The following is a 22384-nucleotide window of genomic DNA, read 5'->3' as shown; positions in this document are numbered from 1 at the left end:
GTTTAGCTGGCGCGCAGCGCGATTTCCATCAGTTCGGTCACCCGGTCGATCACCGGCACCGTACCATCGCGCAGGTGATCAATCGGGAACCAGCGTGCATCCATCGCATCGTCGCCCGCCTGCAACGTGCCCCCCTGATACCGGCAGAGCACACCGACCAGCAGGTAATGCACCACGGCCTGCCCGTTGTCGTCGTGGTGGATCAGATCGAAATGGGTCAGATAGCGCTGGGCGCGGGCCTCGATCGCGGTTTCCTCGCGCAGTTCGCGCAAGGCGGCCTCGCGCACGGTTTCGCCCCATTCCACGTGGCCGCCGGGAAAGCCCCAAAGCCCGCGCCCGGGATCCTTGCCGCGCTGCGCCAGCAACACCTGGCCCTCGTGGATCACCACGGCCAGTGCGCCGATCTTTGGCTGGGGTGTCACCGATCAGCCCGGCAGGCAGCCGTGGATATCCACCGCCCGCTTGGCCCCCAGTACCGTAATCCGGATGCGCGAGCGGTCGACGGCGAAGGCGGTGCCGCCGGCATTGAGGATTTCCGAACTGGCGATCAGGGTATTGCCCTGGCGCCGGGTCTGCGCCTCGCCCGCCCAGAGAGTCGGGTCGCCCGGTTCGAACACGGCAAGTTCCGAGCCGCCGGTTGAAGGCATCGCGATCCGCGCTTCGATCCGCATACCGTCCTGGCTGGGGCTGATCCGGCAAGTGGCCGAGGTCACGCCCGCCTCGGCCGCCGAATAGGGCCGCCGGGCCAGCGCCGCCACGATGGCCGGGTTGCGCGGTGCGCCAGCGTCAAGCGTATGATCGAAGTCCAGATTGCCCGGTACGCAGATATCCTTGCAGACGCCAAATTCCATCTCGCCGCGCAGCCGTACCGGGCGGTTGGAATCCTTTGGGGTGATCTCGATCGGCAGCACCATCTGGTCGGTATAGCCGATCGACCGCAGGCCGCTTTGCTCGAACACTTCGGGTGCGGGCCAGGTGATGCTCACCTCGCCCAGATTGCGCGAGCCGCGCCAGTCGAAACTGGGAGGGATACCCGCTTCGCCCGGAGCGCGCCAATAGGTTTTCCAGCCCTCGGACAGGGTCATGCGGATCGCGCCCAGATAGGTGCCGCGTGGGGTCAGCCCGCCGTCGAGGATTTCGATCTGCACCAGATCGTCCAGCCCTGCGGCAGGCGCGGGATTGGCGAGCGGCAGGCTCAGCAGCGCGACAAGCGCCAAGGCAGAAAAGCGGGTCGACATGACCAATAGATGCGCTTTCAAATGCGGTTTGCCAAGTCACAATGCGGTCAACCGCGGGATTTCCGCGCGTCCTGCCCGCTGTCCCTTGCACCCTGGCCTGCGGTTGCCCATTGTAGGGCAAAGGAGAGCCCTAGCCGATGATGGACCTGACCGGAAAACTGCTGATCGCGATGCCGGGGATGGGCGATCCGCGCTTCGAACGCTCGGTGATCTTCCTGTGCAGCCATGGCGAGGACGGTGCCATGGGGCTGATCGTGAACAAGCCCGCCGATCTGAACGTTGCCACGCTGCTGGAGCAGCTTGAGATTCCTGCGACCTCGGCCTCTGCCGCCCGGGCGCCGGTACGGCTGGGCGGACCGGTAGAGATGGCACGCGGCTTTGTGCTGCACTCACCGGATTACGCGGGCAAGTTGCAGTCGCTGAAAGTGTCGGACGCGTTCACCATGACCGCGACGCTGGATATTCTCGAAGACATCGCGCGCGACAGCGGCCCTGCCCGCGCGGCGCTGATGCTGGGCTATTCCGGCTGGGGTCCGGGCCAACTCGAGGCGGAAATCGCCGACAATGGCTGGCTGACCGCCGAGGCGGACCCCGACATCGTGTTCGGCAGTCGTGATGAGGGAAAATGGGAAGCGGCGTTGAAATCGCTGGGCATCGACGCGCTTTTGCTGTCGGCCAGCGCTGGCCACGCCTGACCCAATCGAGCGCCTGCGGCGCGCTCGATATCTCGTCGTCGTTCCTCCTCCTCGGTGTTTGTGGCGGCGTGACGTGCCGTCTTGCTGTTTGGGTCGTGAGGGGGCTGATGCCTCCGGCGGGAGTATTTGGGGCGAAATGAAGCGGGTTCAGGGCATGCGCGGGGCGGCGGCGCGGCGCAGGCGGTCGTTGATGGCAAGGCCCAGGCCGCGCTCGGGGATCGGGGCAATGGCGATGGGGTGGCCCGTTGCGTCGAGGCGGTGCAGCGCGGCAAAGAGATTGGCGGCGGCTTCGGTCAGGTCGCCGGTGGGTGAAAGGTTTTCGTCGCAGTCCACCGGGCCGAAGCCGAGAAAGACCTCGTCCTCAGAGGGGGCTGTGGCATTGAGTCGGACTGTGCTCTGAGGCGCGTAATGCGACAGCAGCTGACCCGGGGCGCTGATGTTGTCGCCCTGTTGGTGCCGCGCCAGAGGCTGGCCAAGCAGCGCCTCGATCGCTTCGGCGGGCAGGCCACCGGGACGCAGCAGGGTAGGCGTGCCGGAAAGGCCGATGATGGTCGATTCCACACCCACGCCGCAGGGGCCTGCGTCGAGCACCGCCGCAATCCGGCCATCGAGGCCCGCCAGCACGTGATCCGCCGTGGTTGGGCTGATCCGGCCCGAAGGGTTGGCCGAGGGTGCGGCGACCGGCCGGTCGAGGGTGGCAAGCAGCGTGCGGGCGGTCGGGTGGGCGGGCACCCGCACCGCCAGCGTATCGAGTCCGGCGGTAACCAGCTCTGAAACCCCATGATCGGAGCGCAGTGGCAGAACCAGCGTCAGCGGGCCGGGCCAGAAGGCGGTGGCGAGCCGCTCGGCGGTTTCGGACCACTGCACATGGCGCCGGGCCGCCTTGGCGCTGGCGACATGGGCGATCAGCGGGTTGAAGCTGGGCCGGCCCTTGGCGGCATAGATCCCCGCCACTGCCTTCCCGTTGGTGGCATCGCCACCCAGCCCATAGACAGTCTCGGTCGGAAAGGCGACAAGCTGGCCCGCCCGCAGCAGCTCTGCCGCGCGGGCGATGCCGTCGGGATCGGCGGCAAGGCGAAGGGTGTGTTGGACAGGCATGGCGGGGTGACGCGGCGTTTTGGTTGCTTGCCGGATGGCTCTGGATAGGTAATCGGACAAGCCTTGATACATACCGATGCGCCCGCAGCTTGCCAAGCCGCCAAGACCACCACCGAGGGGACCCCATGCCATACCGTTCGCCCGTGACCGATTATACGTTCCTGCTGAGCCATGTGGTGGGATATGACCGGGTGTCCGGGACCGAGAAATATGGCGAGGCGGGTGCCGATATGGTGAGCGCTATCCTGACCGAGGCAGGGCGGATGTGCGACGAGGTGATGGCGCCCTTGCAACGCGGTGGCGATCTGAACCCTGCGCGGCTGGAAAACGGGGCGCTGCGCAGCTCGCCCGGCTTTGCCGAAGGATGGAAGGCCATTGCCGAAGGCGGCTGGATCGGGATGAGCGGGTCGCCGGAGCATGGCGGCATGGGCCTGCCGATGGCCGTCACCACCGCCGTGAACGACATGATGAGCGGTGCCTGCCTGTCGCTGCAACTGGCGCCGCTGATGAGCCAGGGCCAGATCGAGGCGCTGGAGCACCATGCCAGCGACGCGATCAAGGAGCTGTACCTGCCCAAGCTGATCTCGGGCGAGTGGTCGGGCACGATGAACCTGACCGAACCGCAGGCCGGGTCGGATGTGGGCGCGCTGAGCTCCAAGGCCGAGCCCAATGGCGACGGCACCTATGCGGTGACCGGGCAGAAGATCTTCATCAGCTGGGGCGACAACGATTTCTGCGACAATGTCTGCCACCTGGTGCTGGCACGGCTGCCCGATGGTGTGCCCGGGACCAAGGGCATCTCGCTGTTCCTGGTGCCGCGCAACCTGCCGGATGAAAATGGCAATGCGGGCGTGGCCAATAGCCTCAAGGTGGTGTCGCTGGAGCACAAGATGGGCCTGCATGGCTCTCCTACCTGCGTGATGCAATATGACGGCGCCACCGGCTGGCTGGTGGGCGAGGAACATGGCGGCATGGCGGCGATGTTCACCATGATGAACAACGCGCGCCTTGGCGTGGGCGGGCAGGGCGTCGGCGTGGCCGAGGCCGCCTGGCAGCACGCGATGACCTATGCGATGGAGCGCAAGCAGGGCAAATCAGCCTCGGGCACCATAGCCGATCATGCGGATGTGCGCCGGATGCTGACCAGCATGAAGGCCGATGTCTTTGCCGCCCGCGCGATCCTGATGGCCTGTGCGGTGGCGATCGACATGGGCAATGCGACCGGATCGGCCGAGTGGAAGGCGCGGGCCGCTTTCCTGACCCCGATTGCCAAGGCATTTGGAACAGACACGGGTATCGCGGTCTCGGAAACCGGGGTGCAGGTGCATGGCGGCATGGGCTTTATCGAGGAAACCGGTGCGGCGCAGTTTTATCGCGATGTGCGGGTGACCGCGATCTACGAGGGTACCAACGGAATTCAGGCGATGGACCTGGTGGCCCGCAAGATGATGGATGGCGGTGAGGCTGCGGCCAAGCTGCTGGATGAGATCGAGGATCATGCCGAGCGCGCCCGTGGCCGCCTGCCGGAACTGGCCGGACCCGTCTGGGAGGCGACCGAAACCCTGCGCGAGGCGACCGAATGGATGGTGGCGCAAGGTGAGATGAACGACCGTTTTGCCGGGGCGGTGCCATTCCTGCGCGCCTTTGCGCGGGTGTTGGGCGGCCATTTCCACCTGATCGCGGCGCTGGCCGACCCCGGTGGCGCGCGCGAGAAACTGGCGCGGTATTACATCAACGCGCTGTTGCCCGAACATGCCGGCCTGCTGGAACAGGCGCAGGGCGGTTGTGCCGACCTGTATGCCATCAGCCTTGAAGAGCTGTCGGCGTGATGGATCGGACACCGGGCCTGGCCATGCGCTACCCCTGGGACGAGCCGCCCGCCCATGGTTCAGCGATCGAAGTGGCCGAGGGCGTGCTATGGATGCGCCTGCCGCTGCCGATGAAGCTGGATCACGTCAATGTCTATGCGCTGGACGATGGTGACGGCTGGACGGTGATCGACACCGGGTTTTCGTCAAAAAAGACGCGCGGCATCTGGCAGGCGTTGATCGACGGGCCGCTGGCTGGCAAGCCGGTGCGCCGGGTGGTCGTGACCCATCACCACCCCGACCATATGGGCAATGCAGGCTGGTTCCAGTCCGAACTGGGTGCCGAGTTGGTCACCACGCGCACCGCATGGCTGTTCTCGCGCATGCTGACACTGGATGTGCAGGAGACCTGGCCCGAGGAAACGCTCGACTATTACCGCAGCGCGGGCATGGCGCCCGAAATTCTGGCAAAGCGTATGGCCGAGCGGCCGTTCAACTTTGCCGATATGGTCTATCCGATGCCGCTGGGGTTCACCCGGATCAAGCAGGGCGACGTGTTCCGCATGGGCGGGCGCGACTGGGACGTGCATATGGGTAACGGCCACGCGCCCGAACATGCGACATTCTGGAGCCGCGATGACAATCTGGTCATCACCGGCGACCAGATCCTCAGCTCGATCAGCCCCAATATCGGCGTCTATGCGACCGAACCGATGGCCGACCCGCTGGCCGACTGGCTGGAAACCTGTGAACGGCTGGCGCCGCTGGCCCGGCCCGAGCATCTGGCGCTGGGCGGGCACAAGCTGCCCTTTACCGGCTTGCCGATCCGTATGCGGCAACTGATCGACAATCACCATGGCGCGCTGACGCGCTTGCGCGACCATCTCGATACGCCAAAGCCGGCCTCGGACTGTTTTGCGCCGCTGTTCAAGCGCACCATTGGCGAGGGCGAGTACGGGCTGGCGCTGGTTGAAGCGGTTGCCCATGTCAACCATCTCTATCATACCGGAGAGGTGACACGGACCCGGCGCGCGGATGGCGCCTGGCTCTATCAGCGGAAAGGATGAGCCATGGAAAACAAGATCGAGACCTCGGCCGAATATGCCGAGGCGGCGGTGCTGCCGCCGCGCTGCCACGAGGTACATGCCGATCCCGACAGCCCAGCCCGCATGACCGATGTGCCCGCGCCGATGCAGGAACCGGTCAAGGACAAGAGCCCGGCGCAATGGGCCTATGAACGTCTGATCCTCTATATCCGCAACTTCGAAGAACAGCTCGACGCCAGCCAAGAGGTGGCGATGGGCTTTGTCGGCGGCGATGCCGGGGTGTTGCGGATCGAGGGGATCGGCTATTTCGACCCCGATATCGTCACCTTTTACGGGGCCGATGGCACCGGCGCGCGGACCCAGCTGGTCCAGCATGTGAGCCAGTTGAACGTGATGTTGCGCGCCATGCCGGTGGCGACCGAGGATCGTCCGGCCCAGCGCATCGGTTTCCGGCTGGCCGCCGATCTGGAAGCGGACTAGGCGCTTTCAGCTTGCCTTGGCAGCGGTAGGGCCGTTCAATACCTGCATTGTTTGCAGGAGATAGCTGCCCGTGTCGCATTTTACCCATGTCCGCAATGCCTGGTCCGGTTCCTGGGCTCGGCGACGGGTCTTTGTTCCGCTCTATGCCGCACTGCGCCTGCTGGTTCTGGCGCTGATCGCTCCGGCGCTGGCTGGGCTGATCAATCTGGCCGTCGGCCTGTCGGACCAATCGGCGCTGACCGATCAGGATATCGCGCGTTTTGTCCTGTCTCCGCTGGGCTTTGCCGCGACGCTTGCGGTGCTGAGCATCCTTCTGGTTGCCGAGGTGCTGAGCTTTGCGGTGATGGCCGCGACCCTGCGCAGCGGTGCCAGCAATGTCTGGCACGCGGGCAGTTCCGGCCTGACGCTGGTGCTGCGGCACCTGCGGCCGCTGCTGGCCTTTGCCGCGCTCTTTGTTCTGCGGGTGCTGGTACTGGCGTTGCCCTTTGTCGCGCTTGCCGGGCTGATCGCCTGGTGGGTGCTGGGTGATTACGACATCAACTATTACCTGACCTTCCGCCCGCCCTCGTTCCGGCTGGCGATGGCGGCCATCGCGGTTCTGGTTCTGATCCTGGCCTGGCTCTTGATGCTGCGGCTCTCGGGCTGGGCACTTGCGCTGCATCTGGTCATCTTCGAAGGGGTCCGGCCGGCTCAGGCCTTTGCCGAAAGCACCCGCCGCATGGGCACCCGCCGTACCGCGCTCAAGATCGAGTTGGTGCTCTGGCTGCTGACCCGGTTGGCGCTGGCCGCCGTTCTGGGCGCTTTGGCCAGCGCGGCGCTGGCACTGGTACCGATCCCGGCCGAGGGCGCGTTGCGTCGGGCGTTGGTACTGGTGGTGCTGGTGATGGGGCTCTGGTCGCTGGCCGGGCTGGTGCTGGCCGCGACTGCGCTGGGGGCGCTGACCAAGCTACTGGATCGTTTCTACGACGGAGCCGCGGCGGCGGCCCCCCTGCCGCCCGCGGATCCGCAGGGCCTGCGCGCGCGGCTGATTGGAGCGGCGATACTGGCCGCTCTTGCGCTGGGCGTTGGCATGTGGGTCAGCGACGGGGTGCTGACCCAACTGACGGCTGCGGACGAGGTGACCGTGATTGGCCATCGCGGCGCCGCCGGGGCGCGGCCCGAGAACACCATGGCCTCGGTCGTCAAAGCGATCGAGGACGGCGCCGACTGGGTCGAGATCGACGTGCAGGAGACCGCCGATGGCGAGGTGGTCGTCATGCATGACAGCGATTTCATGAAGCTTTCCGGCGTGCCGACCAAGATCTGGGACGCCACCATGCAGGATATCGAGGAAATCGATATCGGCAGCTGGTTTTCTCCGGACTACGCGGCCGAGCGGGCACCTACCTTGCGCGCGGTTCTGGAGACCGCCAAGGGTAAATCCAACGTCCTGATCGAACTGAAATATTACGGCCATGACGTGGATCTGGAGAACCGGGTGATTGCCCTGGTCGAGGAATTCGGCATGCAGGACCAGATCGCCACCATGTCGCTGAAATACCCGGCGGTGCAAAAGATGCGTGCCTTGCGCCCCGATTGGCGCACCGGTGTTCTGGCGGCGACGGCAGTGGGCAATCTAGCCGGGCTCGAGGGTGACTTCGTTGCCGTCAGCAGTGCCAGCCTGCGCCCGTCGCTGCTGCGCGCCGCCCATGCGGCGGGCAAGGATGTCTATGTCTGGACGGTGAACGAGCCGCTGTTGATGTCCAAGATGATCTCTCTGGGGGTCGACGGGTTGATCACCGACGAACCCGCCATGGCGCGCGAGGTTCTGGAGGTGCGCGCCACGCTGAACCCCGCTGAACGGCTGCTCTTGTGGCTGACCCAGGAAATGGGGTGGGAGCTGAATGCAAAGGCCTATCGCGATGACAGCCCGTAACCTGTTGATCCTGTGCCTTTGCGTGGGCAGTCCGGTCGCGGCGCAGGATCTGAACCGGATGCTCGAACTGCCGGCGCACCGCGCGCTGATGGCGGCGCAACAGGCCGCGCCGCTGACACCGTTCACCACTGATGGCTGTTCGGGAGGGCTCAGCGCCGGTTGGACCATGGTTGCCGACACGTTTCCCGATTTTGCTGCCGCGCAGGGCAATCTTCCGCCTTGGGAGGCCTGCTGTGTCATTCATGACCGCGCTTACCACGACGCAGGCGGGTCAGAAACTGCCGAGGACAGCTATGCCGCGCGTTATGAGGCCGACCGGGCCTTGCAAAGCTGCGTGCGCGACACCGGCGAAAGCCATCTGGCGGATCTGGCGACACGTTATGACACCACGCCCGAAACGGTCCGCGCCGCCTATGGCACCATTGCTGACGCGATGTATCTGGCAGTCCGCTTTGGTGGTGGCCCCTGCTCTGGCCTGCCATGGCGCTGGGGCTATGGGTATGCCCATTGCACCCCCTTTGACTCAACCGCGCCTGCGCGCGATTGACGTCGTGACAGAGCGGCGAGAATCCGCTATCCAACCGAAAAAACGCGAATAGGATGATTGCTATGGCTGACTTCAAACCCGGTTCGATGGACATCACCACTCAGACCAAGACCTTTGATGGGTTCATCAAGGCGATGATCCGGGTCTGTGTCGTGATCTTCTTCGTCCTGCTGTTCATGGCCGTGTTTACCGCCTGATCCTGCGAGGGGCCTTCCCGTGAAGCTGATTTTTCTTGCCGGCGCGTTGGCGCTGAGCCTGATGGCTTGTACCCGCCAGAGCGCGCCGCAGGCCGATGATGCGACCGTCGCTGCCGTTCGCTATCGCGATCCGGGGCCGGCAAAGCTGACGCTTTATACTATGGTCAACAACCGGTCGGGCGCGGGGGCGCATACCTCGCTGATGATCAATGCCAGCGAGCGGGTGATCTTTGACCCGGCGGGCTCGTTCTGGGCCGATATCGTGCCGGAACAGAACGATGTTCTGTTCGGCATCACTCCGGCTGTCGAGACTGCCTATCGGGGCTCGCATGCGCGAGAGACGCATCACGTTGTTGTGCAAGAATTGGAAGTATCCCCGGAACAGGCAGAGGCGGCCTATCGGCTGGCGCGTACCATGGGGCCGGTGCCGGGTGCCTATTGTGCCAATTATACTGCGCGTCTGTTGCAGCAGGTGCCGGGGTTCGGTGACATCAAGGTCACGTTCCAGCCGACCAAATTGGCCGATCAGTTCGGTTCGCGCCCCGGTGCGGTGACGAACAAGTATTACGAGCAGGACGATGCCGACCTGCAAAAGGGTCTGGCCGCCAACAACGCCAAGCTGAACCAGCCGAGCTGAGCCTCGTCTCAGCCCAGCAGGTAGAGCAGGCCGTAAAGCGTGCCTGCGCCTGAAAAGATCGCGACCAGCACGTTTTTCGACCAGTATCCGGCGGCAAGCGCCACTGCCGCCGCGCTCATCCGGGGCACATCGGGCTGACCGCCGGTGGCCTGCGGCCAGATCACCAAAGGCGAGATAAGCGCGGGCAGGATCGCCACGGCAGTATAGCGCAGGTGCCGCAGCAGCCAGTCGGGCAGCGGGCGGTCGCCGACCAGCCCGATAAAGACAAAACGCAGGCCAAAGCTGCCAAAGGCAAGCCCGGCGATGACGATCCACATGGTTGATGGGTCGATCTCGGTCATGTGTTCTTGTTCCTGCGGGCGAGCATCACTTCGGCCTGCGCACCGGCCATCATTCCGGTGGTGCCCGCGATCAGCAGGCCCAGGTTGAACGGCACACCGGCCGTCAGCAGCGCGGTCACGATTGCCACCAGTGCCGCAATCACATGCGGCAGGGTGCGCAGCATCGGTCCGATCATTGCCAGAAAGGTGATCGGCAGGGCGAAATCCAGCGCCCAGCTTTCGGGAATGCGGGTGCCCAACACCGCACCCAGATAGGTCGCCAGGTACCAGGCGGGTGCCAGCGGAGTGACGGTGCCAAAGAAATAGGCCATCCGCTGCGGCACGGTCAGGTCCGGCTCGATCTCGAACCGCACCACGGACAAGGCATAGGACTGATCCACCGTGAAATAGGCGGCCACCGCCCGCTGCCAGAGTGGTGCTGCGCCCAGATAGGGCGTCAGCGCGGCGGAGTACATCGCCACCCGCAGGTTCACAGCCAGCGCCGACAAGAGCACGATCAGCGTCGGCGTGTCATCGAGCAAGAGTTGCAGCGCGGTGAACTGTGCAGCACCGGCAAAAACGGTGGCGGTAAAGGTCATCACCTGCACCAGGTTCAGCCCGGCCTCGGTCGCAAAGACGCCGAACAAGGTGCCAAAAGGGGCCGCCACCATGATGAAGGGCGCGCCGTCGCGAAAACCCTTCCAGTAGACGGATTTGGATGTGGTGAAGGACATGCCTAAATCCTAAGGTAAGCCCAACCGCTCTACCGGGCTATCGAAAGGGGTGCAATTGGCTATTTCGGACGACCAGTCGGATTACATCATCGCCCCTGACCCGGGAGCCGCCCGGCTGACCCGCGCGGTCGAGGGGCTGGACCAGACCGGCGCGCCCGCGCGTATCTCGGTAGTCGAGGAACGGCCGCTGACCATATTCCTCAACAGTCAGGAGATCGTGACCGCCATGACCATCGGGGATTACCCCGAGTATCTGGCGTTGGGCTTCCTGCGCAATCAGGGCATGCTGAAACCGGATGAAGAGATCACCGGCGTCGATTACGACGAGGACCTGGAAACCGTCGTGGTGCGCACCGCGGTGGAAACCAGCCACGAGGAAAAGCTGAAGAAAAAGACCCGCACCAGCGGTTGCGCCGTGGGCACCGTATTCGGTGACATGATGGAGGGGCTGGAAGAGGTGCGTTTGCCTCAGGTAGAGGTGCGAACCTCGTGGCTCTACGATCTGGCGGCGCGGATCAACCGCACACCCTCGCTCTATCTGGAGGCCGGGGCCATCCATGGCACGGTTCTGTGCCGTGAGAACCGGCCGCTGGTCTATATGGAGGATGTGGGCCGCCATAACGCGGTGGACAAGATAGCGGGCTGGATGCTGTCCACGGGCGAGGGGGCGGGTGACAAGATCCTCTATACCACCGGGCGGCTGACATCCGAGATGGTGATCAAGACCGCAATGATGGGTATCCCGGTACTGGCCTCGCGCTCGGGCTTTACCGCCTGGGGGGTCGAGATCGCGCGGCAGGTGGGGCTGACCCTGATCGGCCGGATGCGTGGGCAACGGTTTGTCTGTCTGTCTGGGGCCGAGCGGCTGGTCTGGGATGCCGACCCGGACAGCGTGCCGGTCGAAGACAGGAAACATCGCAGGAAGAGTATGGAAGGGTGACCGAATTTCGCACGAAATTCGGACCGGAAAACGCGCGTTTTCCGGCGCGGGAGGAGAGGGCATGACAGGACGTAGACCGTTGGGCGTGATCCTTGCCGGGGGGCTCGCTACCCGAATGGGTGGCGGTGACAAGGGGTTGCTGCCGCTTGGGAGACAGACGTTGCTGGGCCATGTCATCGACCGGCTGGCGCCGCAGGTAGGGGCGCTGGCGCTCAATGCCAATGGTGATCCGGCGCGGTTTGACGGGTTCGGCCTGCCGGTTCTGCCCGACACGGTCGAGGGGTTTGCCGGGCCGCTGGCGGGTGTGCTCGCGGGGCTCGATTGGGCCGCAGGGCAGGGGGCCGACAGCATCGTCACGGCCGCTGCCGACACGCCGTTCTTTCCGCGCGATCTGGTGGCGCGGCTGGTCGAGGCGTCCGAGGGGCAGACGCATCCGCTGGTGCTGGCCACAACCCCGCGCGATGGCGCGGCGTTGAAATCGGGCGGCAAGGTCAACCGGCATCCGACCTTCGGTCTCTGGCCCGTGGCCCTTCGCGGTGATCTGCGCGCAGCGCTGAACGGCGGGTTGCGCAAGGTGGTGCTGTGGACCGACCGGCATGGCGGGCGCGAGGCGTTGTTTGACGCGGAGCCGTTCGATCCTTTCTTCAACGTCAACACGCCCGAGGATCTGGCCCGGGCCGAAACCCTGTTGGAGCGCGCATGAGGGTCTATGGCGTCACAGGCTGGAAGAATGCGGGCAAAACCGGGCTGATGGAACGGCTGGTGGCCGAGATCACCGGGCGCGGGCTGACGGTGTCGACGGTCAAGCATGCGCATCATTCGTTCGACGTCGACCATCCGGGCCGCGACAGCTGGCGGCATCGGCAGGCGGGGGCGTCCGAGGTGATCCTTGCCTCGGGTTATCGTGTGGCGCAGATGACCGAGTTGCGCGGCGCGGCGGAACCGCCCTTGGCCGAGCTGCTGGGCCGCCTGTCGCCGGTCGATCTGGTGCTGATCGAGGGCTACAAGCGCGAGGGTCATCCCAAGGTTGAGGCATTCCGGGCCGAGGCGGGCACAGACCTGATTGCGCCGGGTGATCCGAGCATCCGCGCGGTGGCCAGTGACACGCCCCTGACGCTCGATCGGCCGGTGTTCGACCTGAACGACACATCCGCGATCGCCGATTTCATCCTCTCCGAGGTCGGGCTGTGACACCCTTTGACACCATTGCCATGGTCGATTGGTCGGGCGGCAACGATACCGGCCCGCGCCCGCGAAAGGATGCGATCTGGGTCTGTGTTGCCGGGGAGGAGCCGCAGTATTTCAGGAACCGGGGGCTGGCCGAGAACTGGTTGTGCGATCTGATCGAAACCGCGCTGGCTGCCGGTCGGCGGCTGATGCTGGGGTTCGATTTTCCATTTGGCTATCCGGCTGGCTTTGCCCGGGCGGTGAGCGGAACGGACGACCCGTTGCGCCTGTGGGACTGGTTCGAGGCCCGGATCGAGGATACGCCGCAGACCAATAACCGGTTTGATCTCGCGGGTGCGATCAATCGCGGTTTGGGCGGGAAAGGGCCGTTCTGGGCCAATGGGTTGAAACGCGACATCGCAGGGTTGCCACGAACCAAGCGGGACTACCACAATCCGTTCCCTGACCGGCGCTTGGTCGAGCGTTTCGCTCCGGGCGCCTTTACCTGCTGGCAGATGGCCGGGGCGGGGGCGGTTGGCGGGCAGGTGATGATGGGGCTACCGGTGTTGGCGCGTCTGCACCTCCGCTTTGCCGGGTGGGTTTCTGCCTGGCCGTTCGAACCGTTGGACAAGCCCGTGACCCTGGTGGAAATCTGGCCCTCGCTGACCTTGGGAAAGGGGCCAATGGACCGCATCAAGGATGCCTGGCAGGTAGAGCGTGTGGCCGGTGATCTGGCCACGTTGCCACAGGCAAGGCTCGGTTCCCTGCTGGACATAACCGCGCCCGAGGAGGGTTGGATATTGGGAGTGAACCAGACATGACCGGGCTGAAACCGCCACCGCTGCGCAACGATTGCTTTGCCCTGCCCGCCGGGGTCGAGTGGACACCGGTCGATGCGGCGCTGGAAATGCTGCGGGACAGGTTGGGACCGACGACCGGGACCGAAACGCGCCCGGTGGCGCAGGCCTTGGGCGCGGTGCTGGCAGCGGATGCGGTAGCGCTGCGCGCCAGCCCGCCGCAGGCCAACAGCGCGGTCGATGGTTATGGCTTTGCCGGGGCGGTACCCGAGGGCGCGCATGTGATGCCGCTGGAGCAGGGCCGCGCGGCGGCGGGAGTACCGTTTGATGGCGTCTTGCCCATGGGCCGCGCGTTGCGGGTGCTGACTGGCGCGGCGCTGCCCGAGGGGGTCGAGACCGTGATCCTCGAAGAGGATGTGACGCTGGGCGACGGTGAAGTCGCCTTTCGCGGGCCGCTCAAACGCGGCGCGAACACGCGCAAGGCGGGCGAGGATGTGGCCGCGGGTGCGGTTGTGCTGCGCGAAGGGCGGCGGTTGACCCCCGCCGATCTGGCGCTTTTGGCGTCGGTCGGCATTGCCGAGGTAGCGGTGCGGGCCACGTTGCGGGTGGCGATCCTGTCCACCGGCGACGAGTTGACCGAACCGGGGGCAGAGGCCGGGCCAGGCCAGATCTATGACGCGAACCGGCCGATGCTCTGCGCATTGGTGCAGCGGCTGGGATACAGGGTGTGCGACATGGGGCGGGTTCCGGATGACCGGGCGAGCCTGCGCGCGACCCTGGACCGGGCGGCCGCCGAGGCGGATGTGATCCTGACCAGCGGCGGCGCCTCGGCGGGGGACGAGGACCATGTCTCGGCGCTGTTGCGCGAGGCAGGCGCGATGCAGGAATGGCGCATCGCGCTGAAACCGGGGCGCCCACTGGCGCTGGGCTTGTGGCAAGGAAAACCGGTCTTTGGCCTGCCGGGCAATCCGGTGGCTGCGCTGGTGTGCAGCCTGGTTTTTGCCCGTCCGGCGATGGCGGTTCTGGCGGGCGAAACCTGGAGTGCGCCGCAAGGGTATGACGTGCCGGCAGGGTTCGAGAAACGCAAGAAACCCGGTCGGCGCGAATATCTGCGTGCCCGCATCCGTGAGGGCCGGGTCGAGGTCTTCGCCTCCGAAGGGTCGGGCCGGGTCAGCGGGCTCAGCTGGGCCGAGGGGCTGGTCGAGATCGGCGACGAAGCCTGCCATATCCGGCCCGGCGACCCGGTGCGGTTCATTCCCTATGGGAGTTTCGGGCTCTAGTTCTTTGGGCGGTCGGGCGCGGGTTAGTCGAACGTGCCCGCCACCCGGCCCAGCAGCATGAAGGCGCGTGCGGTACGTGTCTCTCCCAGGGCCGAAATCTCGGCATCGCTGGCTTGTGCCTCGAAGGTGGCGAACATCCGGTCGAACAGGCGCAAGAAATGGTGCGCCGCATCACGAAAGATCGGATCCTGCTTCATCCTGCCGGCGGTCAGTGCCAGCGACGAGCGGTCGCGCACCCCGCCCAAAGAGGCCACAGCGCGCCCGCGTGCGCCATGGGCAAACTGGCGCCAGACCTCGGGCCGCGCCATGTCGGGGCGCAGGTCGTCCATATAGATGCCCTCGTGGCTGAGCAGGGTCAGCACATCCTGCGCGGCCTGGATCAGTTGCGCCGCAGACCGGTCCTTGAGTGCGCGGCGCAGCGCTGCAAAGCCTTCGACATCCTCGGCTGTTTCCGGGAAATGCAGGGCGCGGATCAGATCCTCGGTCGAGAGCGGCGGCGACAGCGCCTCGGCTGGGGTGCCAAGCGCGAGCAGGCCCTGATCCTCGGCGCTTTCCGGTGCGGCGGCGGGGATGGGCAAGGGGCGCGCCCGCCGCGAGGTCGAAAAGGTGGCCAGCGTGGTCTCGGTCTTTTTTGCGGCGGCGGCGATCTCGTCCAGCTTCTTGGCGACCGAGGGTTCATGCCCGGCGGCCTGTTTCTGTTGCTGGGTGATATAGGCCTGGCGGATCGCGTCGATCGCCGCTTGCAGGCGCTGGCTTTCCTCGCGCATGACCCGGCTGGCCTTGGCCGCAGTGGCCGCGACCCAGATCATCGCCACCGGCATGAAGATCGCCAGCATGGTCACCAGAAACCCGATGCCGCCCCCTGCGCCCGCGTCCGCGAAGGCGAAGAGATAAACCGACACAGCCAGCCAAAGCAGGGTCAGAGCGATGGCGATGATTTCGATGCCGGTCACCGAAGCGCGCCGGGGCCGGTCATAGAGCCCGAGTGGTGTGTTGCGGGCGGGGTCTGGGTCAGGCGACGGGCCGGACATGGGCGATGCTCCGTCAGGAGTACTCGATACTCAGGATTTCATAGGACTTCTGGCCGCCCGGTGTCTTGACCTCGACGCTGTCGCCTTCGTCCTTGCCGATCAGCGCGCGGGCAATCGGCGATTTGATATTCAACAGGCCCTTTTCGATATTGGCCTCGTGTTCACCGACGATCTGCCAGGTCTTCTCCTCGTCGGTGTCCTCGTCCACCAGCGTCACGCGGGCGCCGAACTTGATGGCGCCGGTCAGCTTCGCAGGGTCGATGACATCGGCCAGAGACAGAACGCCCTCCAGTTCCTTGATGCGACCTTCGATAAAGGACTGCTTCTCGCGGGCCGAATGATACTCGGCGTTTTCCGACAGGTCGCCATGTTCGCGCGCCTCGGCGATGGCCTTGATGATGGCGGGGCGCTCGACGCTCTTGAGCTGTTTCAGCTCCGCTTCAAGCGCGGCAAAGCCCGAAGGCGTCATGGGGATCTTTTCCATATCGTCTTGTCCACGCAGAAATTGTATCGCCCCGCCGCGCGATGCGCCGGGGCGACTGTTGGGTTGATGATTACCTGACCCAAACCGGGCGTGGAATGCAAGAGGGGACAAGCGGTGGTTGGGCAGAACCCCGCCTCAGGCGTAGCTGATCACCTCGAATTCGATGCCATTGTCATCGTCGAAATAGAACCGGCGTCCGGGTTCGTAGTCGGCGTGGTTATGAGGGCTAAACCCGGCCGCGCGAACCCGTTCCTCTGTCGCGTCGATGTCATCGACCAGCACGCCCACATGGTTCAAACCGCCGATCACATCGTAACTGCTCTCGGTCGAAGCGACCGGCGCGGGCGGGGCGTAAAGGGCCAGATAGGTATGGTCATCACCCACATGCACGGTATAGCCCCCGGCCATCGCGGCGCCCTCCCAGCGGGTTTCCCAGCCGAAGACCGTGTTCAGCCAGGCGGCGGTCGCCTTGGGGTCGGCGACGGTGAAGTTTGCGTGTTCCAGTGTGGCCTTCATGAAAATCTTCCTTTTGCTCTGTTGCCACGAGTGAAGATAATTTCTAAACCTAACTTTAGGTCAAGGTCTGTGTGGGAAAAAAATATGTCGGCTTCCGAAGGTCTCTCTATCGGCGCTTTGGCGCGGCGCACCGGGCTGGCGGTGTCGGCGATCCGCTACTACGAAACCCAAGGGCTGATCGCGCCCTGGCGCAATGCAGGCGGGCAGCGGCGCTATCAGCGCGCCGACCTGCGGCGGCTGAGCTTTGTCATGATCGCACAGCAATTGGGATTGACGTTGCCGGAAATCCGCGAGGTCCTTGCCGGGCTACCCGGCAACCGCACCCCGACCCGCGCCGACTGGACCCGCATCAGCACCGGGCTGCGCGACCGCCTGAACCAGCGAATCGCAACGCTGGAACGGCTGCGCGACAATCTGGACGGCTGCATCGGCTGCGGCTGTCTGAGCCTGCCCAATTGTGCGCTTTACAATCCGGCCGACCGCGCCGGGAGCAAGGGACCCGGCCCCCGGTTGGTGCTGGACGAGACCGGGGATCTCTGACGCGGGTTTAACCGACCACCTCGCCGATCAGCATCTGCGGCGCATCGTTGTAGAAATTTGGGATATCCGCCACCACCGGCCCGGCGGCGGCCATCGCTGCGTTCATCGCGGCCTGGTCGGCGAACACGATGGTTGCAATCGCGTGGAACGGGGGCGGTATGTCGGGACCGCCTGCCAGACCCTTGGTCACAACCGTGTTCTGGATGTGGGCGCCCATGTGTTCAGCGACCAGACCTATATGGGTGCTAAGGTAGTAGTCGTAATCGAAGCTGGTGTCGTCGCGGGCGGGATAGGCGACTTGCAAGGATACGGGCATTCACTCTCTCCAGATAAAGGGGTGTGGACAGAGTAGGGCGATTCCCGAGGATGCGGCAAATTATCCTGAAAGGCCTGCAAGAACCCTCATCAGGCGCGGGAAATGCTGCATGTGCGAATATAACCTCGCGTTTCAATTGACGCTTGACCTGCATAGCCTGTAATCAAGCGCGAAACTTTATTGCGTCCGGCCCGCGACCGGAGAGCCAAACCAAAGCCAAGGAGCGTCACGATGGCCGAGATTGAACGCGAAGCGATGGAATATGACGTGGTGATCGTCGGGGCGGGTCCGGCGGGCCTGTCGGCGGCCATTCGTCTCAAACAACTCGATGCCGACCTGAACGTCGTCGTGCTGGAAAAGGGCTCGGAAGTGGGCGCGCATATCCTGTCGGGCGCGGTGCTGGACCCTTGCGGTCTGGACGCGCTGATCCCCGACTGGAAGGAAAAGGGCGCACCGCTGAACGTGCCGGTCAAGGACGACAACTTCTATATGCTGGGTGAGGCGGGGCAGATCCGCATCCCCAACTTCCCGATGCCGCCGCTGATGAACAACCACGGCAATTACATCGTTTCGATGGCCAATGTCTGCCGCTGGATGGCCGAGCAGGCCGAGGAACTGGGTGTCGAGATCTTCCCCGGCATGTCGTGTTCCGAACTGGTCTATGGCGACAATGGCGAGGTCAAGGGCGTGGTCGCCGGTGTCTTTGGCCTGGAGGCCGACGGCTCTTATGGCCCCAACACAGAGCCGGGGATGGAGCTGCACGGCAAATATGTCTTCCTCTCCGAAGGCGTGCGCGGGTCGCTGGCCAAGGAAGTGATCGCCAAATACGACCTGCAAAAAGGCAAGGAGCCGCAGAAATTCGGCGTCGGCATGAAAGAGATCTGGGAGATCGACCCGGCCAAGCACCGCGAAGGCTCGGTCACGCACACCATGGGCTGGCCGCTGGGCGGCAATGCGGGGGGCGGATCGTTCATCTACCACCTCGACAACAACCAGGTCTATGTCGGTTTCGTGGTGCACCTGAACTACAAGAACCCGCACCTGTTCCCCTACATGGAGTTCCAGCGCTTCAAGCATCACCCGATGGTGGCCGAGCTGCTGAAGGGCGGCAAACGCGTGGCCTATGGCGCCCGGGCCATCACCGAGGGCGGATACCAGTCGATGCCCAAGATGGTGGCACCCGGCGTGGCTCTGCTGGGCTGCTCGGTCGGCATGGTCAACGTGCCGCGCATCAAGGGCAACCACAACGCGATGCTGTCGGGCAAGGCCGCGGCCGAGGCCGCTCATGCCGCCATCAAGGCGGGCCGTCAGTCGGACGAGCTGAGCGATTACGAGACCGAAGTGCGCAGCGGCCCCATCGGCAAGGACTTGAAAAAGGTCCGCAACGTCAAGCCGATGTGGTCGAAATGGGGCTTGACCGCCAGCCTGGCGCTGGGCGGGTTCGACATGTGGACCAATACGCTGGGCTTTTCGCTGTTCGGCACCCTGGGCCATGGCAAGACCGACGCCGCCGCGACCGAGGATGCCAGCAAACACAAGCCCATCGACTATCCCAAGCCCGATGGCGTGCTGTCCTTTGACCGGCTGACCAACGTGTCCTTTGCCGCCACCAACCACGAGGAAAGCCAGCCCTGCCACCTGCGGCTGACCGACCCCGACCTGCCGGTCAAGGTCAACTTGCCCAAATACGACGAGCCGGCGCAGCGCTATTGCCCGGCCGGCGTCTACGAGGTGGTCGAGGACGAGGCGGGCCCGCGCTTTGTCGTCAACTTCCAGAACTGCGTGCACTGCAAGACCTGCGATATCAAGGACCCCAGCCAGAACATCACCTGGGTCACCCCGCAGGGCGGCGACGGTCCGAACTATCCCAACATGTGATCGGGCGCTGATACCAAGACAGACACCGGGCCGACATGCTGCCCGGTGGTTTCTTTTGTGCAGATGACCGGATCTTTATTGCTGCTTATCGATCCCGGACCCCCCCAGCCATTGCACCCGCGCCCGCAACGCCCTAGCTTTGCGGGAAAGCAGCAGGAAAAGGCGGATCCTTGGCGATGTCTCTGGTAAAAAAAGCGGTGGCGGCGGTACTGGTCTCGGCGCTGGCACTGCCGGTGTCGGCGGATGTGGGCGCGGGATCGTATCTGGCAGCGCGCCAGGCGGCATATGACAATGATTTCTCGGCTGCCGCGGATTACTTCGCGCGCGCCCTCGCCTTCGACCCCAAGAACCCGGCCCTGATGGAAAACATGGTTCTGTCTCAGCTGGCGCTGGGGCGGCACGAGCAGGCCTATCCGATCGCGCTGCTGATGCAGGAGGCAGGGCTGAAAAGCCAAGTTGCCAATATCGCCATCGCGGTTCATCTGCTGGCCGAGGAGCGCTATCAGGAAATTCTGGACCGCGACCCTGAAACCCGGGGTGTGGGCAAGCTGGTCGACGGGTTGGTTGCAGGCTGGGCCGAGATGGGGCTGGGCTCGGTCGCCCGTGCGCTGGCGCAGTTCGACAAGGTGGCGGACGAGGCTGGGCTGCGCGGTTTCGCCAATTACCACAAGGCGATGGCCTTGGCCTCGGTTGGTGATTTCGAAGGTGCCGAGGCGCTGTTCGCCGCCGATGACGGGGCATTGACCACCATCTCGCGGCGAGCGGCCCTGGCCCGTGCCGAGATCCTGTCGCAACTGGATCGGAATGACCAGGCGCTCGAAATGCTGGCCGACGTATTCAACGGCAGTTTCGACCCGGCATTGACCGATATCGCCGATCGTCTGGCAGCGGGGGAAACGCTGCCCTTCTCGCTGGTGCGATCAGTCCGAGACGGCCTGGCCGAAGTGTTCTTTACGATCGGCGCCGCGTTGAATGGCGAGGCGGCGGATGATTTCACCCTGATCTATATCCGCTCTGCGGTGCATCTGCGCCCCGACCATATCGACGCGCTGCTGATGACGGCAGGCCTGCTTGAATCGCTTGGCCAGTACGATCTGGCCGTGGCCACCTATAAGCAAATCCCCAGCGATAGTCCCGACTATCACGCCGCGGAATTGGGCCGGGCTGAGGCGCTGCGCCGCTCGGCCAAACCGGACGCTGCCATCGAGGTGCTGGAGAAACTGGCCAAGGATTATCCGACGCAACCGCAGGCCTTTGTGGCGCTGGGCGATCTGGAGCGGCAGCAAGAGGCCTATGACCGCGCGGCTGCCGCCTATGACAAGGCGTTGGAGTTCACCGAATCCGGCGCGCCGAACCTGTGGTTCCTGTATTATGCACGCGGCATCTGTCACGAACGTCTGGGCAACTGGCCCGGTGCCGAGGCCGATTTCCGGTCGGCGCTTGAGTTGAACCCGGATCAGCCGCAGGTGCTGAATTACCTGGGGTATTCGCTGGTCGAAAAGCAGGAGAAGCTGGACGAAGCACTGGACCTGATCGAACGTGCCGTCGCGGCGCGGCCCGACAGCGGCTATATCGTCGACAGCCTCGGCTGGGTTCTGTTCCGGCTTGGCCGCTATGACGAGGCCGTCGGGCATATGGAACGCGCGGTCGAGCTGATGCCGGTCGATCCTGTGGTCAATGATCATCTGGGCGATGTGCTCTGGGCGGTGGGCCGCGTGCGTGAGGCCGAATTCCAGTGGAAACGCGCGCTCTCCTTCATCAAACCCGACGATACCGATGGAGAGGCCGACCCGGACCGTATTCGCCGCAAGCTGGAAATCGGCCTCGACCGGGTTCTGGCCGAGGAGGGTGTGCCGCCGCTGAAGGTCGCCAATGGCGATTGAGGTCTTTGCGCCGGCAAAGATCAACCTGACCCTGCATGTGACCGGCCAGCGTGACGACGGCTATCACCTGCTCGATTCGCTGGTTGTCTTCGCGGATGTCGGTGACACGGTGCGGGTGACCCCGGCGGATCGGCTCAGCCTCGATATCGATGGGCCCGAAGCGGGTGGGCTTGACGCCGAGCCCGACAATCTGGTCCTGCGTGCCGCGCGCCTGCTGACGCCCGACCGTGGCGCTGCGATCACCCTAACGAAACGGCTCCCCGTCGCTTCGGGCATCGGCGGCGGCTCGGCGGATGCGGCGGCAGGTCTGCGCGCGCTGGCGCAGCTTTGGGATATGTCCCTGCCAGAGCCCGAGCAGGTCCTGTCGCTTGGCGCCGATGTTCCGGTCTGCCTGTCTGTGATGCCGCGCCGCATGCGCGGGATCGGCGAGCAGCTGGATCACGTGCCGCCGCTGCCCGCGATGGATATCCTGCTGGTCAATCCGCGCGTTGCAGTCTCGACGCCGACCATCTTCCGCACGCTTGCTGAAAAGAATAATCCGCACATGGAGCGGGACTTGCCGCGATGGCGCGATCTGCCCGATTTCGCCGGTTGGCTCGCAACCCAGCGCAACGATCTGGCCCTGCCAGCCATTGCCCAGCAACCGGTGATCACCGAAGTCATCGATGCATTGAGCGAGGCCGGCGCACTTTTTGCCGGTATGTCGGGATCCGGGGCGACCTGCTTTGGATTGTTTTCACCCGATCATCCGCCCGCTGAGCCGGTGCTTAGACGACGTCACCCGGACTGGTGGTGCGCAAGGGGTCGGGTGCTCTGACCTCCCGTTCCCTTCATTTC

Annotated in this window: 26 protein-coding genes; 17 read left to right on the top strand and 9 right to left on the bottom strand. The window is 64.8% G+C overall.

Features of this window, described 5'->3' with window-relative positions; genetic code table 11:
- Window positions 1–2: 2 nt before the first annotated feature.
- Together AC2FNY_RS06190 and AC2FNY_RS06185 are read right to left on the bottom strand one after the other, a co-directional pair.
- Entirely contained in the window at window positions 3–422 is a 420-nt protein-coding gene (locus AC2FNY_RS06190) for an NUDIX hydrolase (RefSeq protein WP_234137191.1), read from the bottom strand.
- Between the two features lie 3 nt (window positions 423–425).
- Complete coding sequence (locus AC2FNY_RS06185) at window positions 426–1238, bottom strand: protein-disulfide reductase DsbD domain-containing protein (protein WP_234165587.1); 813 nt, start codon at window positions 1236–1238, stop codon at window positions 426–428.
- Window positions 1239–1378: 140 nt separating this feature from the next.
- Here AC2FNY_RS06185 and AC2FNY_RS06180 point away from each other — a divergent pair, with 140 nt between their 5' ends.
- Complete coding sequence (locus AC2FNY_RS06180; RefSeq protein ID WP_496802101.1) at window positions 1379–1933, top strand: YqgE/AlgH family protein; 555 nt, start codon at window positions 1379–1381, stop codon at window positions 1931–1933.
- Window positions 1934–2080: 147 nt separating this feature from the next.
- Here the strand turns inward: AC2FNY_RS06180 and AC2FNY_RS06175 are convergent, their stop codons facing one another.
- Window positions 2081–3031, bottom strand: a complete 951-nt coding sequence (locus AC2FNY_RS06175) for an L-threonylcarbamoyladenylate synthase (protein ID WP_496801930.1) — start codon at window positions 3029–3031, stop codon at window positions 2081–2083.
- Window positions 3032–3156: 125 nt separating this feature from the next.
- Here AC2FNY_RS06175 and AC2FNY_RS06170 point away from each other — a divergent pair, with 125 nt between their 5' ends.
- From AC2FNY_RS06170 to AC2FNY_RS06140, 7 genes are all read left to right on the top strand, one after another.
- Window positions 3157–4860: an acyl-CoA dehydrogenase family protein gene (locus AC2FNY_RS06170; RefSeq protein WP_496801929.1), complete on the top strand. Its 1704-nt coding sequence runs from the start codon at window positions 3157–3159 to the stop codon at window positions 4858–4860.
- On the top strand, window positions 4860–5906 hold the full coding sequence (locus AC2FNY_RS06165; protein ID WP_496801928.1) for an MBL fold metallo-hydrolase: 1047 nt from the start codon (window positions 4860–4862) through the stop codon (window positions 5904–5906). Before AC2FNY_RS06170 ends, AC2FNY_RS06165 begins: the two co-directional genes overlap by 1 nt.
- A 3-nt stretch (window positions 5907–5909) precedes the next feature.
- Window positions 5910–6365 carry a DUF6173 family protein gene (locus AC2FNY_RS06160; RefSeq protein WP_496801927.1) on the top strand — a complete coding sequence of 152 codons (456 nt, stop codon included), beginning with the start codon at window positions 5910–5912 and terminating at the stop codon, window positions 6363–6365.
- Window positions 6366–6435: 70 nt separating this feature from the next.
- Window positions 6436–8280, top strand: a complete 1845-nt coding sequence (locus AC2FNY_RS06155; RefSeq protein ID WP_496801926.1) for a glycerophosphodiester phosphodiesterase family protein — start codon at window positions 6436–6438, stop codon at window positions 8278–8280.
- Entirely contained in the window at window positions 8267–8827 is a 561-nt protein-coding gene (locus AC2FNY_RS06150; protein ID WP_496801925.1) for a hypothetical protein, read from the top strand. The genes AC2FNY_RS06155 and AC2FNY_RS06150 overlap by 14 nt, the downstream gene beginning before the upstream one ends.
- Window positions 8828–8889: 62 nt before the next feature.
- Window positions 8890–9024 carry an aa3-type cytochrome c oxidase subunit IV gene (locus tag AC2FNY_RS06145; RefSeq protein WP_496801924.1) on the top strand — a complete coding sequence of 45 codons (135 nt, stop codon included), beginning with the start codon at window positions 8890–8892 and terminating at the stop codon, window positions 9022–9024.
- Window positions 9025–9043: 19 nt separating this feature from the next.
- The gene (locus AC2FNY_RS06140; protein WP_496801923.1) at window positions 9044–9661 is read left to right on the top strand and encodes a hypothetical protein; all 618 of its coding nucleotides are present in this window, start codon (window positions 9044–9046) and stop codon (window positions 9659–9661) included.
- An 8-nt stretch (window positions 9662–9669) separates the two neighbouring features.
- Here the strand turns inward: AC2FNY_RS06140 and AC2FNY_RS06135 are convergent, their stop codons facing one another.
- A complete protein-coding gene (locus tag AC2FNY_RS06135) occupies window positions 9670–10002 on the bottom strand; it encodes an AzlD domain-containing protein (protein WP_496801922.1) in 333 nt (110 codons plus the stop codon).
- A complete protein-coding gene (locus AC2FNY_RS06130; RefSeq protein WP_496801921.1) occupies window positions 9999–10715 on the bottom strand; it encodes an AzlC family ABC transporter permease in 717 nt (238 codons plus the stop codon). The genes AC2FNY_RS06135 and AC2FNY_RS06130 overlap by 4 nt, the downstream gene beginning before the upstream one ends.
- 49 nt (window positions 10716–10764) lie before the next feature.
- On the opposite strand from AC2FNY_RS06130, the gene AC2FNY_RS06125 reads away from it, so the two are divergent.
- The 5 genes from AC2FNY_RS06125 (at window position 10765) to AC2FNY_RS06105 (ending at window position 14899) form a co-directional block, all read left to right on the top strand.
- A complete protein-coding gene (locus tag AC2FNY_RS06125) occupies window positions 10765–11655 on the top strand; it encodes a formate dehydrogenase accessory sulfurtransferase FdhD (RefSeq protein ID WP_496801920.1) in 891 nt (296 codons plus the stop codon).
- Window positions 11656–11716: 61 nt separating this feature from the next.
- On the top strand, window positions 11717–12358 hold the full coding sequence (gene mobA, locus AC2FNY_RS06120) for a molybdenum cofactor guanylyltransferase MobA (protein ID WP_234137204.1): 642 nt from the start codon (window positions 11717–11719) through the stop codon (window positions 12356–12358).
- Complete coding sequence (gene mobB / locus AC2FNY_RS06115; protein ID WP_496801919.1) at window positions 12355–12846, top strand: molybdopterin-guanine dinucleotide biosynthesis protein B; 492 nt, start codon at window positions 12355–12357, stop codon at window positions 12844–12846. Before mobA ends, mobB begins: the two co-directional genes overlap by 4 nt.
- The gene (locus tag AC2FNY_RS06110) at window positions 12843–13643 is read left to right on the top strand and encodes a molybdopterin guanine dinucleotide synthesis (protein WP_496801918.1); all 801 of its coding nucleotides are present in this window, start codon (window positions 12843–12845) and stop codon (window positions 13641–13643) included. Before mobB ends, AC2FNY_RS06110 begins: the two co-directional genes overlap by 4 nt.
- Complete coding sequence (locus tag AC2FNY_RS06105; RefSeq protein ID WP_234165599.1) at window positions 13640–14899, top strand: molybdopterin-binding protein; 1260 nt, start codon at window positions 13640–13642, stop codon at window positions 14897–14899. The genes AC2FNY_RS06110 and AC2FNY_RS06105 overlap by 4 nt, the downstream gene beginning before the upstream one ends.
- A 23-nt stretch (window positions 14900–14922) precedes the next feature.
- Here the strand turns inward: AC2FNY_RS06105 and AC2FNY_RS06100 are convergent, their stop codons facing one another.
- From AC2FNY_RS06100 to AC2FNY_RS06090, 3 genes are all read right to left on the bottom strand, one after another.
- The gene (locus tag AC2FNY_RS06100) at window positions 14923–15930 is read right to left on the bottom strand and encodes a hypothetical protein (protein ID WP_234137208.1); all 1008 of its coding nucleotides are present in this window, start codon (window positions 15928–15930) and stop codon (window positions 14923–14925) included.
- Between the two features lie 13 nt (window positions 15931–15943).
- Window positions 15944–16414: a transcription elongation factor GreA gene (gene greA, locus AC2FNY_RS06095; protein ID WP_234137209.1), complete on the bottom strand. Its 471-nt coding sequence runs from the start codon at window positions 16412–16414 to the stop codon at window positions 15944–15946.
- Between the two features lie 135 nt (window positions 16415–16549).
- Complete coding sequence (locus AC2FNY_RS06090; protein WP_496801917.1) at window positions 16550–16930, bottom strand: VOC family protein; 381 nt, start codon at window positions 16928–16930, stop codon at window positions 16550–16552.
- A gap of 84 nt (window positions 16931–17014) precedes the next feature.
- Between AC2FNY_RS06090 and soxR the strand changes: the two genes are divergently transcribed.
- Window positions 17015–17470, top strand: a complete 456-nt coding sequence (gene soxR, locus AC2FNY_RS06085) for a redox-sensitive transcriptional activator SoxR (RefSeq protein ID WP_234165600.1) — start codon at window positions 17015–17017, stop codon at window positions 17468–17470.
- Window positions 17471–17477: 7 nt separating this feature from the next.
- Here soxR and AC2FNY_RS06080 read toward each other — a convergent pair whose 3' ends face one another.
- Window positions 17478–17786, bottom strand: coding sequence for an EthD family reductase (locus AC2FNY_RS06080; protein ID WP_496801916.1), 309 nt, complete (start codon window positions 17784–17786; stop codon window positions 17478–17480).
- 231 nt (window positions 17787–18017) lie between these two features.
- Here AC2FNY_RS06080 and AC2FNY_RS06075 point away from each other — a divergent pair, with 231 nt between their 5' ends.
- From AC2FNY_RS06075 to AC2FNY_RS06065, 3 genes are all read left to right on the top strand, one after another.
- Window positions 18018–19664 carry an electron transfer flavoprotein-ubiquinone oxidoreductase gene (locus AC2FNY_RS06075; RefSeq protein WP_234142528.1) on the top strand — a complete coding sequence of 549 codons (1647 nt, stop codon included), beginning with the start codon at window positions 18018–18020 and terminating at the stop codon, window positions 19662–19664.
- Between the two features lie 176 nt (window positions 19665–19840).
- The gene (locus tag AC2FNY_RS06070; protein ID WP_234176310.1) at window positions 19841–21547 is read left to right on the top strand and encodes a tetratricopeptide repeat protein; all 1707 of its coding nucleotides are present in this window, start codon (window positions 19841–19843) and stop codon (window positions 21545–21547) included.
- The gene (locus AC2FNY_RS06065; protein ID WP_496801915.1) at window positions 21537–22364 is read left to right on the top strand and encodes a 4-(cytidine 5'-diphospho)-2-C-methyl-D-erythritol kinase; all 828 of its coding nucleotides are present in this window, start codon (window positions 21537–21539) and stop codon (window positions 22362–22364) included. Before AC2FNY_RS06070 ends, AC2FNY_RS06065 begins: the two co-directional genes overlap by 11 nt.
- Window positions 22365–22384: the final 20 nt, after the last annotated feature.

The organism is Ruegeria sp. BHSC223 (assembly GCF_059613025.1).
This window is presented reverse-complemented; position numbering and strand designations above follow the sequence as displayed.